Below are 12,339 nucleotides of genomic sequence, written 5' to 3'. Positions count from 1 at the left end.
ATCTATGAAAAAATTTACTTTAGGGGTGCTTAGCGTAGCTGTCGCTGCGTCTTTTATAAGCCCGGCAGAGGCCACTGTGTTCACGTTTCAACAAGTTGAAACCCCTGAGCAGGTCCGCCATTTGTTTCCGACAGACATCAATGACAACCGACACGTGACTGAACTTGGCCAGTTTCCAACGGATCTGGAGATTGATTTAACCAAACTACAGCCCAGCACTTTAGCGTCGATTGGAATTAATCCGGAATTAGAGGATGAAGAGTTAGCCGACTACTCGCTAAGCTACGGTCAATACACCGCCTTGATTGAAACCTTGCGCGATCGGGCCAGCCCGCAGCTCCGTAACCCCCGGATTAGCTATCATTTTGCCGGTTACTTTGATGGTCAGACGGTTACCTTTAATGATTTCTTCAATGATACTGATCCGGAAACGCCTGAATTGGCGAATACCGCTGATCATTATTTTTACGCGTTGAATAATAACAACGCACGGGTAGGTTGGGGCACCGCGCCTTACCGCTATGAAAGTTTCACCTACACGACTGACGGCGATGATCCTGAAACCATCACCTATGAAGCCGCTGAGCGGGACTTTACCCGTCAGGCCATGTGGTCCGACGGTACTCAAACAAAAACCTATCCAGCGCCCGAACAGGCCTATCTAGGCGGTGAAACTGCCATGATGGACATCAACGACTTTAACGTTGCTGTTGGTTTTGCCAGTATGGCTTTGAGCCCCAACGCCGTGAAAGTTGGCGAACAATGTGAGACGGCAATCGAAGATGGTAGCGCGGTCCGTTCCGTTTATGGTTGTATGTGGCAGCGTTGGTTTAGCTTAACCAACTCCGTTGCTTCGAACCTGCAAAACTTCTATAGCCGCACGTCGATTGCCAGCAATCAGTCCATTTATGACATGCAAGCGGCGGTCTGGCAGCTTGATACGGACGGTAGCGTAATTGATGTTACCTACTATCCGCCGCTTATGGAGCGCGCAGAAGAAGATGAAGGTGATTTCTCCAGCTACGCATTTGCCATTAATAACAATGGCATAGCTGTGGGGCAGAGCTGGACCTATTACGAGGGTGTTGCTGAGCCAGGCCGCAGGATTAAACTGCCTGCGATCTTCCGTGATGGAGAAACCTTACCCATCACTGGAATTATTGAAAACCGGGATTATCTGTGGGGCTCGGCGACCGACATCAATGATGAAAACGAGGTGGTCGGCTTTGTCATCCGTAGCATTCAAGGTATCCAACGCTACGTCGGTTTCAAATACGATCTCGATACTGACACTTTTGTTGAGTTACCCGGATTCTTTACCGGTTCCAGTACCATACCGACCGCAATTAACAACTCGGGCGTGATCGTCGGTACCGCTGAAATTGAAGCAAGCTTGTCGACCCAGCGGCGCCGGGTTGGTTTCCGTTTTGACAGCCGTGTTGCCGACGCATTGTTTGTTGATTTAAATAATACCGTTGACTGTGATGCGGGTTTATTTATTGCTACAGCAGAAGGCATCAATAACAACGGTGTGATCGCGGCAACAACCATCAACGAGGAAGAAATTGTTGATGATCAAGGGAATACCCGCGATGAACAGCGTGCGAAAACTGTCGTTCTTGACCCAACAGCAGGTGAACCGAATCAGTGTTCAGTGACCGACGAGCGGGTTGAGCGCGAAGGCGCAGCAATTGGCTTCGGCGGACTCTTCACTATGTTCTTGATTGGTGGTCTTATTACGGTTCGTCGTTGGATTAAGGCTTAACCGTAAAACTTGTTCTAAAAAAAAATCATCATAGAAATGACGCTTTTTCAGCAGCTTATAAGGCGAACTGAAAAAGCGTCTTTTTTTACTATTGAACTCCCTCCCTGAGTTGCTATCTATTATTACAAGAGTGAAATAAATTTCGCTCTTAGTAAAAAACGACAAGAACAACTGGACGAGGTAATGAATGATGAAAAGACAGAAACGCGATCGCCTAGAACGGGCACATTCTCAAGGTTTTAAAGCGGGTGTGTCGGGCCGTTCAAAAGAACTATGTCCGTATCAGAATCAGGAAATTCGTTCCCAGTGGTTAGGCGGTTGGCGCGACGCGCAAGAAGCGCGGAGTGTAGGATTGTATCGTTAATCTGTCCAACGCAAATGAGGTAAAAAGATTTACTCTATCTCTGGAAAGCTAAAAAGCCCGCTGATGCGGGCTTTTCTTTTATCGGCAAGAGCGCTTAGAAGTTTGAGGTGTCGGTAAACAGACCCACTTTAAGATCTTTTGCGGTGTAGATCGTTTTGCCATCCACTTCAACGCGACCATCAGCGACTCCCATAAACAGTTTACGCTTGATAACACGTTTCATATCAATGAAATAGCTGACCTTCTTCGCGGTAGGAAGGATTTGACCAGTAAATTTTACTTCACCAACTCCTAAGGCACGACCGCGACCAGGGCCGCCACTCCAGGCCAGAAAGAAGCCTGTCAACTGCCACATGGCGTCAAGTCCCAGGCAACCTGGCATGACCGGGTCACCTTTAAAGTGACAGTCAAAGAACCAAAGATCCCGTGAAATATCCAATTCAGCGTGAATGTAGCCTTTGCCGTACTCGCCGCCTTCGTCATTAATGGTGACGATGCGGTCCATCATCAGCATGTTAGGGGCGGGTAACTGGCTGTTTCCTGGACCAAACATCTTGCCATCGGCACAAGCTAGCAGGTCGTCGCGGTTAAAACTTGATTGAGTCATAAACACCTTGTCTTCGGCGTGAAAAGTGCTGTTAGCTTAGCGAACACTTGTACGCTAAACAAGTCCGACAAGTACCTTTACCAGATCCGCTTGTACCATGGCTGCTCTGGCTCGCAATGCTGGAGCTCGTCAAGACGCTTTTCTATACGTGCATACAACTGTTTCTGTTCTTCACCAGTGAGCAGTGTCAGTGCCTCAGCGACGTCGTCGATGGCGTAGACATGGTACTGGCCTTCAGCGACTGCGGCGATAACATCAGGATCTAAATTGAGCTGGCTTAAATTCGCACTCGGAATAATCACTCCTTGCTTACCGTCGAAACCACGCTCCTGGCAAAGGGCAAAGTGACCTTCAATCTTTTCATTCACTGCACCAATAGCCTGCACCCGGCCAAACTGGTCCACCGCACCGGTAATGGCCAGACCTTGCGCCACAGGCGCTTCTGCCAGGGCTGATAACAGACAGCAGAGCTCTGCCAGCGAGGCGCTGTCACCATCGACTTCATAATAAGATTGTTCGAACACAATGGTGGCTGACAATCGCATCTCTTCGCTGCGCGCGAATACATTCGCAATATAAGCAGACAGAATCATCACACCCTTGGTGTGAATATTGCCGCTGAGCTCAGATTTACGATCAATATCGATAATGTCACCATCACCATAGTGCACGGTAGCGGTGATTCGGGTGGGTTCACCAAACTCAGAGCCGCCCATGGTAACCACTGTCAGACCGTTGACCTGACCCACCACAGCACCACTGGTTTCGATATAAACCTGGCCTTCCAGGATCTGGCGACGGCTTAACTCGGCAATATAACCATCGCGATAAAGACGCTGCTGCAGCACAGCTAAAATAGTGTCATGGGTAATGCTGTCGAGCTGTTGATCTTGTGCTAATGCCGCCGCTTCACGTAGCAATTGCATCAACGCAATAGTATCCAGTGACAACTCCGTCTGATAATCACTCAGGCGCGCGGCATATTTAAGAACCAGTGGAATTGCCGACGCCGCCAGCGGCAGGGTCGCTGCCTCGCGCTCAACATAAGCCAGGTAGTCAAAGTAGGGCGCTAATGGATTTTGTGCCACCGGATAGTGTGATGAAAAGTCAGCCAGATACGGAAACAGATTATCAAAATCACGGTCAAGTTCACGCAACTGTGCGTAGATGGAACGATCGCCCAATAACAACACTTTGAGGTGAATGGGGACCGGTTCGGGCTGGTAGTAGGCGGCAATATTGGCTTCGCCTGGTTGCGGCCAATGAAAACGACTGGTACGTAATACGTACTTCAGTTTGCGCCAGAGGCCGGGCTGGCTCAGCAGTTCTTCGGCGTCAATGGCCAGCACACCGCCATTGGCTTTTAATAAAGCACCAGATTGAATCAGGTGCAGTTCCGAGGAGATGGTGCCTTCAACGGACTGTAAGCGGATGGTGCCAAACAGACTGGTTTCGGTGACGCGATCACAAAGCACAAAATCATCTGAATCGGCATCGGACTCGACAATAACTGTTGCCAGTTCCTTCCCGGGCAGTTCCGCTAAGGTCTTGTCTTTAATGCGCTCGACGTAATTCTGCAGACGCTCGCTGGGAAAGGTCTCCAGTAGTTTCTGAACCGCATTGGCGCGTTCGGCCGCATCCAGCTCAAACAACTGCAACAGCCCCTCAAGGACAGACCGCGCGGTACCGGCCGGGACATTGACGCACAGCGGTTCGTTGGCTGAGTCCGGATTAACCAGATACAGCCAGTCTGAACGCTCGAAATGAACCCACTGATGGCGTACCTGTAACTCATGCAACACATCCACCACCCGCAACCCAGGCGTGGTCACCATGTAGCCATGGGCGTAGCGACCGCCAATGCGCATGGTTTGCTGAATCGCCGTAAGGGCACGATCCTGGCCCACTAAAGGGTTAGCCTGCGGAGTAGCAGGGCGCTGTTGCGCCCATTCGTGAATAGTTGGCTGCAGTTGTTCAGCGGCGACGCGCATTAAATTATCCTTTCTTGCTTTAACAGTTAATCCTGGGTTTGGGTTGTAACGGGCTCAACCGCATACCCCAGATCTTTTAGGAGCTGAATGATACCAGCATTACCGCCTAAATGACCCGCTCCTACGGCAATAAATTCCGATCCTGGAGCCTGCAAGTCCGCGTCAAGCTGTTGTTGCCAGGTCCGGTTACGATCATCCAGTAATAACGCTGTGTAGTCCGCGTAAGCGTCGGTATCAGCGATCATCTTATAAAGACCTTCCATATCTTCAGCCACGTATAAGCGCACCATTTTATCCAGTTCGCCTTTGGCTTTAGCTTTATCTTCAAGGGACTCCATTAGCCACTGAACCTGTTCCTGATAGGGGATCTGGTCGAAAATACCAAACTGAAAATCAACGCTTTCCAGGCCGTCAACGGCTTTTTGTTGTTCCATGGCTTTCTGAGTGAAATGTCCTTCATAGGACATTTGCTGTGCACAACCAAGTTGTGAAGTCATGACCATGCTACTGAGGATAAAGGGGCGCATGCCGTCAAACGTCGTCAGACCCGTGCCCATAGTAGACGTTAAGAACTCATCCAATAACTCGTACTGAGCTTCAGACACATGCGAAGACAATTTGCGTCCCTGGGGATCGAGTAGTTTGGTCTGCATCGACTGCAAAACGCCGGGGTCCGCCATGTCCAATTCCATAATTAAACGATCGGCCTGGGCAAACGCGGCTTTGGTTTGTTCATGAACTTTAAAATCTTCAGCGCAAATCATGTGGATTGTGCCAAACAAATAGGAGGGTTCAGCCATGTCGTTGCCAGTCACTTTGTACAACAAAGACGCCTGGGCGGTACTTACTGAGAGCGCTCCGGCAACCAAAAGAGCGGTGATACTTTTAACCATGATAATTCTTCCTTGGGTATTTTTTTAAATTGTCGTTAAAACAATGCTTAGTTTAAGCGTAAGCGGCCACAGACTCAATTGAACGAAGAGAACCACGGGCTAACTTTGCTTATTTTTAGATTGCGCATAATGTATATTATGTTAAATCAACTATGGATAAGACTATATAATCTAAGTGGGTGTTCACATTAATGAGCTGAGCTACGTGAAAATTTGGCTAGAATGGCCCTGCTCTGTGAACAGATTTTACGTAGCGAACGATTCAGGAGTGAAAAATCAGCGGAAGAATTACAGATCTAACAAGTAGCTTTGCAGAGAATCCATTTGTTGCTGCAACACATTATCGACAGCTGGTGCCCACTTGGAGAGATCATTGCGGGCTACTATCGATAACATCTGCGACGGCCTGAGGAGTCAGGCACGCCGCTATGATCACTAGTGAGCTTTTAAATAAGGATGTTTTCATCAGTCTGAAGCTTTTTCCATTTCGCGCTCCAACCGCTGAGTTTCGTCCGCACGCGGTTTGGTAAATCTCGCCAGTGCCAGATAAATCACCGGTGTTAAATACAGCGTAAAGACAACGGCAAAAGCAAGACCACCAAATACCACCCAGCCGATCGCGTTTCTTGCTTCTGAGCCTGCGCCCACGGAAAGGATTAAGGGCAAGGCACCGAGCAAGGTTGAAACCAGCGTCATCATGATGGGACGTAAGCGAATATCCGCAGCATTCTCAACTGCCTCGCGTACCGACTGACCTTTGTCGCGGAGCTGATCCGCGAATTCAACCAACAAAATGGAGTTCTTCGCGATCAGACCAATTAACATCACCAGGCCTATTTGCGAGAAGATATTAATGGAGGTGCCGGTCAGGTACAGCGCAAAGAATGCGGCAGCAATACCAAAAGGTACCGTTGCCATGACCACAATGGCACTGTTCACACTTTCAAATTGGGCCGCTAAGACCAGCAACACAATGAGAAATGCCAGGATGTAGGTCATCATCACTTCCCGCTCAGTTTCCTGATAGGCTTCGGCTTCACCAAGCAGCACCATGCCAATATTTTCCGGCAAGGTTTCCGCGGCAATCGCACGTAAATTCTCAACCACTTGCTCGATTGGAATACTGCCAGGCATTTGCATATCCACTTCGATCGCACGCCGTTGAGCGCGACGTTCAAGTTCCGCTGCAACACCCTCTTCGCTTATGGTCGCTACACTCGATAAGGGAACCAGAGTTCCGTCTGCCGCACCAACATAAAGGTTGGCCAGATCAGTTGGTGAACGGATCTGACTGCGCTCCGCTTGCAGCATGATAGGCACAGCCTGGTCACCGATATTTAGATCAGCAATATCATCACCATTGATGGCGACCCGCAACGTCGATGAAATATCACTCAGGGACACTCCAAGTTCAGAGGCGCGACGGCGATCAATATTAACCCTTAGCTGTGGTTGCGTTGGTTGGTAACCAATCCGCGGAAAACCAACTTCCGGCATCGCTTCCTGCGCGGCTTTGCCAAAGGCTTGCGCGGCGTCATAAATCTCACGGTAGTTGTCACCGGTTAGGGCGACTTCAAGTCCACCGCCTTGGCCTCGCAGGTTCAGACTGTTTGAGCCAAAGGCACGTGCCGGCGCCCCGGGAATGCGACCTAAAGGTCCACTTATTTCGTCGATGATTTCCTGTTGCGAGCGATCGCGCTCTTCCCAGTCGGTCAAACGCACGGTAATGAAAACCAAATTGGGATCCCATTGCCCGACGCGAGTATTAATACTTTCAACTGCCCCGCCATTTACATAAGGCAGCAGAATTTCCTCCATCTGCTGCGCCTGGCGGTTCATAAAGTTCAGACCGACACCATCCGGCCCACGAGCGAAGATTCGGATCTGACCGCGATCCTCCGATGGCATCAGCTCACTGTCGACATTTAGATAAAAACCGACCGCGGTACCGGCAATCAGGACACAGGCGGCAAAAACAATTTTTGCGTGATCAAGCGCCCAGTGCAGACTCTTCACGTAAGCGTTACGGAAACGATGGCCCAGCCGGGTAAGTACGGTTTCTTTGTGGTCTTTTAGCGGAAGCCTTGCCGTCAGCGCGGGCACCAGCGAGAGCGCAACAAAGGAAGAAATAATCACCGCGGCAGCGAGTACGCCACCAAACTCACGGAACAAGCGCCCGGCAGTGGACGGCAAAAATGCGATGGGTACAAATACCGCAACCAACACCGCAGTGGTGGCCACCACAGCAAAGAAAACTTCTCTGGTACCAATAACCGCTGCTGCGCGGGCACCGATACCCATACTGCGCCGCCGCTGAATGTTTTCGGAGACGACAATGGCATCATCGACGATCAAACCTGTGGCTAACACCAGGGCTAGCAAAGTCAGGATATTAATCGAAAATCCTAGCAACCAAATGACCGCAATTGAGCCGATCAGCGCGACCGGAATTGAGACTGCAGGAATAATGGTGGCGCGGCCGGAACCAATAAACAGCCAGAGCGTGGCGACCACCAATAAGATGGTCAGTGCCAGCGAGGTAATAACTTCTTCGACGGAACTGCGAATAAATTCGGCATCGTCACTGGTGATGCGGATAGTCAGTTCCGGGTACTGCTTACGTAAGTCTTCAACCAAGCGTAATACTTCGTCGGATATCTCGATAGTATTTGAACGCGCCTGACGAATAATCCCTAAACCAAGAACCTGCTTACCGTCGAGTCGGGTAATGCTGCTGGCGTCGGCGGGGCCAAAGTAAACTGTGGCAATGTCACCGACGCGGGTGGTGCCAGAAATAATGATATTTTCAACATCTTCAGTGGTGACCGAACTGGCATCGGCGCGCACGATCAGCTGCTGATCCGTGGACTTTAAGCTCCCGGCGGGTACATCAAAAGGAGCCTGTCGCAGCACTGCAGCGACGTCACTCACGGTTAACTGATAACTGGCCAGACGCAGAGGCTCGATAACCACCCGCATCACCCGGCGGCGATCACCGGTCAAGCGCACATCAGCAACCCCCGGAATATTTAGAAAGTTAGGCGCCAGGTCGGTTTCGACGCGCTCGGTAAGCGAAGACAAATCTAGCTCTTCACTGGAGATGGCAAGGGAGACCACAGACTCCGCGTCATTGTCCGCTTTGATAATAGCGACATTTTCAACTTGTTCTGGCAACCGGCGCTGCACCCGACTTACTGATTCCCGGGTTTCATTGGCGGCGCTGTCTAAGTCGACACCGGGTCGGAATTCAACAACAATGCGAGAGCTGCCTTCTTCACTTGAAGCACGGATGGACTTAACCCCGCTAACCCGCGCCACTGCCCCTTCCAGACGACTGGTAACTTCGGTATCTACGGTTTCCGGGGCTGCGCCAGGGTAACTTGCAGTCACCGAGACCACAGGACGATCAACGTCAGGTAACTCACGCACCTCAACGCCCTGGATGGCTGCTAAACCAGCGATAATAATGAGAAGGTTGAAAACAACGATAAGAACCGGGCGTCGAATCGACAGCGACGGCAGGTCATTTAACTGCGGAGCCCATTTCATGCGCTTGCGCCCCCGTCTGCCGCGGCTAACTCTTTAACCGATTGCCCTTCGCGCAGCGTCTGTACGCCTTCAACAATGAGTTGGTCGCCTAATTGCAAATTACCATCCACTAGCACGCGCCCGGGTAAGCGCTGTTTAATCGAAACATCTACCCGCTTGGCTTTACCATCTTCAGCGATCCAGACGTAGGCACCCTCCGGGCCCCACATCAGACCTGCCTCCGGAACCACAGGATAACTGTCACCGGCAAGGGTTAAGGCAATCCGAAAACTCATTCCCGGTCGGTATTTATCGTTGACATTGTCCATGACCGCACGGATACGAACCGTACGGTTGGAAGGGTCAACTCGTGAGCCAATTTCAGCTACTTCAGCGGCTAGCGGCTCTTGCATGCGCTGCCAGGCAAATACTTGTACAGTCGCACCCTGCTCCAATAGTGTGACGGACGCCTCAGGCGCAAGGAAGTCAACGTAAAGCTCTTCGCGTTTATCCAGAGTGGCAATAAGCGTTTGCGGGGTAATGCGATCACCAGTTTCAACATCAGTAATGCCAATCACACCGGTAAAAGGGGCAACAACCTGACGGTCATCAAGGTTGGTTTGCGCTTCATCGACGGCGACTTCCAGTAAATCGCGGGTGATCACGGCTTCATCGAGCTGGCTCTTGGGAATCGCGCCTTGCGCATGACTCGATTGCAATCGCTCGACCGTGCGCTCGGCATCGGCAAGTTGCAGTTTCGCACGTTGCAACGCAATGCGCTGACGTCTATCGTCCAGTTGTACCAGCACATCACCTTGCTGGACCCGGTCGCCGGGGGCAAAATTAACCGACTGCACGACATCACCGACCGCAGGATAAAGTTCGACAGATTGCAAAGCTTCGGCATAACCGACAGCTTCGACCTGCTCCTGCTTACTCTCAAAACCCAGAGGTTGCATGACGACCAGCGCAGCCTGTTCGGAGTTGCCCCATTGTTGCGCTGTAGCCTCAGTGAACACTGCGGGCGTAACGGTAAGCAGAGTTAGCATGGATAAAGTGAAAGCGGTCGAGAGCTTCATTAAACTTGATGTCCTTATGCGACAGATGAAGAAGTTAAAGGTGAGTATGCGTATTTCAGCAAATACGATCAAAAAAGACCGCCCATCTACGATGAACAGTCTTTTAGATACGCCAGTTTAACAATTACTGCTGGCTGGGTTTAACTTTTAGCACTTCGGTCAGACCGGCAACTGCACCACCGATGTCCGCCAATTGCGCCGGTAAAATTAAAGTATTGGTCTCTTTCGCCAGGTTGCCGAACTCTTTCACGTACTGTTCTGCGACTCTCAGACTGACCGCACTTTCGCCGCCCGGCTCCTGAGTCGCACTAGCAATTTTACGCAAGCCTTCAGCAGTTGCGATGGCGATAAGCTCAATTTCTTTGGCACGCCCTTCTGCTTCATTGATCTGCTTTTGTTTCTCAGCCTCGGAGAGGTTAATAACCTCCTGTTTGTGACCTTCAGACACGTTAATCATGGCCTGACGCTCACCCTCAGACTTGGCAATCGCAGCGCGACGCTCGCGCTCGGCACGCATTTGCTGCTCCAGCGCATCTTTAATACTCATCGGCAGCTCGATATCCGAAATTTCGTAGCGCAGAACCTTAATACCCCAGGGTGCAGCGGCTTCATCTAATGCTTGCACCACTATTTCATTGATACGCGCACGTTCTTCAAAGGTTTTATCCAGATCCGTCTGGCCGATGACCGAACGCATCGTGGTCTGAGCAAGCTGGGATGCCGCGTAGCGGTAGTCGTTGATGCCGTAACTTGCTTTATGGGCGTCAACCACCTGAATGTAAAGGACGCCATTGATACCCACCTGAATATTATCCCGGGTTACACATGCCTGGCGTTCAACATCAATTACTTCTTCTTTCAGCACATGCTGGTAGGCAACTTTATCAACGAACGGTATTAATAAGTGAAAACCAGATTCTAAAGTTCGGTTATAACGCCCTAGCCGCTCAATAACATAATTGGACCGTTGCGGTACGATACGGGCGGTTTTCAGAATAATAATGATGACCGCAACTGCGAAGCCAAGCGCGAGGACCGTACCGACGTTCAATTCAAACATAATCAATCATCCTATGTGTTGTGTTCTTGCTGAGTCGGCTTATCGCGGGCAACCGTCAACTGAATACCTTCGTTGGCAAGTACCCAGGCCGTTTCACCTGCTTTTAATTCATCTTCAGAAAACGCATCCCACTGCACACCATTTAAGACCACCCGGCCCGCGCCATGATTGAAGTCCCGAATCACTTTAACGCGAGCGCCAATATCGCGTTGAAAATTAGGCTTGGCCTCGTCTTCATCTGTGGTGTAGCCCATAAACCAGCGTTTAAACTGACCACGGGCGACAAGTAAAAGCGCTAAACTAACCACCCCGAAAACCGCAAACTGAGTTGCGCTTTCTGCAATTATGTTCCAGTGCAAAAGCAGCCCGGTAACTATGGCTCCGATGCCAAGAAACACTGCAATCACGCTGGTTAGCAGTAATTCGGAGAGGATCAATAAAATCCCTATCACGATCCAGATTAAGGCTATCGACATAGCTATTCCTCTGCTATAGGTTAAGACAACTAGCAGCGACTATAGCACGCGTGCAAAAGCAAGCGACAAGACAATTGTTTCAATTTGCTACGCTTTCGAAGGTGAGGCTTAACGACTCCGCGCCAGTTTCAGCTGGCCTGATTAACGGAATGGTGAGGCGCCAAAGCATCCGCGGCTCTGTGCATGCGCCAAGGTATAAAGTTGTCTGCCAGTCTCCTGTATCGTTTTCTTTCCAAAGCAAAGGCACGCTTCCCATGTACATGGATACCCCCTCCACCTGTGACAGACCAGGCTTTACAAGGGGCGGAAGGCTTAACTCAATGACCATGGCCTGTTCAACAGGCACAGGTCCCGCTGGCATGGTAAGTGTCGCGGAGCTGTTGGCAAAGCTGTGGGTCGTGGTTTCTAAAGGTACAGTTTCTTGGGGCGTGCAGCCAAGCGCGATCCACGTGCAGCCCACTAGAATAAAGACCTTAATCAGTGTGTGGTTAATTACCTGGAACATAAAACCTTCTTTTCCATCAAACCGCGGTGTTCGTTTTTTCTTCAGACGACCGCAAGGCTTGATATTTTAAC

General features: G+C 50.5%; 10 protein-coding genes. 2 read left to right on the top strand and 8 right to left on the bottom strand.

What is annotated here, in order from left to right:
• Positions 1–4: 4 nt before the first annotated feature.
• Both J6J34_RS06380 and rmf read left to right on the top strand, forming a co-directional pair.
• Positions 5–1,765: a DUF3466 family protein gene (locus J6J34_RS06380; RefSeq protein WP_301898659.1), complete on the top strand. Its 1,761-nt coding sequence runs from the start codon at positions 5–7 to the stop codon at positions 1,763–1,765.
• 190 nt (positions 1,766–1,955) lie between these two features.
• Positions 1,956–2,129, top strand: a complete 174-nt coding sequence (gene rmf, locus J6J34_RS06375) for a ribosome modulation factor (protein ID WP_301720805.1) — start codon at positions 1,956–1,958, stop codon at positions 2,127–2,129.
• A 94-nt stretch (positions 2,130–2,223) separates the two neighbouring features.
• On the opposite strand, the gene fabA is transcribed toward rmf, so the two are convergent.
• From fabA to J6J34_RS06335, 8 genes are all read right to left on the bottom strand, one after another.
• Entirely contained in the window at positions 2,224–2,736 is a 513-nt protein-coding gene (gene fabA, locus J6J34_RS06370) for a 3-hydroxyacyl-[acyl-carrier-protein] dehydratase FabA (RefSeq protein ID WP_301720297.1), read from the bottom strand.
• 77 nt (positions 2,737–2,813) lie between these two features.
• The gene (locus J6J34_RS06365) at positions 2,814–4,727 is read right to left on the bottom strand and encodes a Lon protease family protein (protein WP_301835702.1); all 1,914 of its coding nucleotides are present in this window, start codon (positions 4,725–4,727) and stop codon (positions 2,814–2,816) included.
• Positions 4,728–4,753: 26 nt separating this feature from the next.
• The gene (locus J6J34_RS06360) at positions 4,754–5,620 is read right to left on the bottom strand and encodes a TraB/GumN family protein (RefSeq protein WP_301720295.1); all 867 of its coding nucleotides are present in this window, start codon (positions 5,618–5,620) and stop codon (positions 4,754–4,756) included.
• 465 nt (positions 5,621–6,085) lie between these two features.
• The gene (locus tag J6J34_RS06355; protein ID WP_301773930.1) at positions 6,086–9,169 is read right to left on the bottom strand and encodes an efflux RND transporter permease subunit; all 3,084 of its coding nucleotides are present in this window, start codon (positions 9,167–9,169) and stop codon (positions 6,086–6,088) included.
• Positions 9,166–10,227, bottom strand: a complete 1,062-nt coding sequence (locus tag J6J34_RS06350; RefSeq protein ID WP_301898658.1) for an efflux RND transporter periplasmic adaptor subunit — start codon at positions 10,225–10,227, stop codon at positions 9,166–9,168. Before J6J34_RS06350 ends, J6J34_RS06355 begins: the two co-directional genes overlap by 4 nt.
• A 124-nt stretch (positions 10,228–10,351) precedes the next feature.
• On the bottom strand, positions 10,352–11,287 hold the full coding sequence (locus tag J6J34_RS06345; protein WP_301720291.1) for an SPFH domain-containing protein: 936 nt from the start codon (positions 11,285–11,287) through the stop codon (positions 10,352–10,354).
• A gap of 11 nt (positions 11,288–11,298) precedes the next feature.
• Entirely contained in the window at positions 11,299–11,763 is a 465-nt protein-coding gene (locus tag J6J34_RS06340) for an NfeD family protein (protein ID WP_301720290.1), read from the bottom strand.
• A gap of 79 nt (positions 11,764–11,842) precedes the next feature.
• Positions 11,843–12,268 carry a hypothetical protein gene (locus J6J34_RS06335; RefSeq protein WP_301898657.1) on the bottom strand — a complete coding sequence of 142 codons (426 nt, stop codon included), beginning with the start codon at positions 12,266–12,268 and terminating at the stop codon, positions 11,843–11,845.
• Positions 12,269–12,339: the final 71 nt, after the last annotated feature.

It is taken from the genome of Pseudidiomarina terrestris (assembly GCF_030466405.1).
GTDB classification, from domain to species: domain Bacteria; phylum Pseudomonadota; class Gammaproteobacteria; order Enterobacterales; family Alteromonadaceae; genus Pseudidiomarina; species Pseudidiomarina terrestris.
This window is presented reverse-complemented; position numbering and strand designations above follow the sequence as displayed.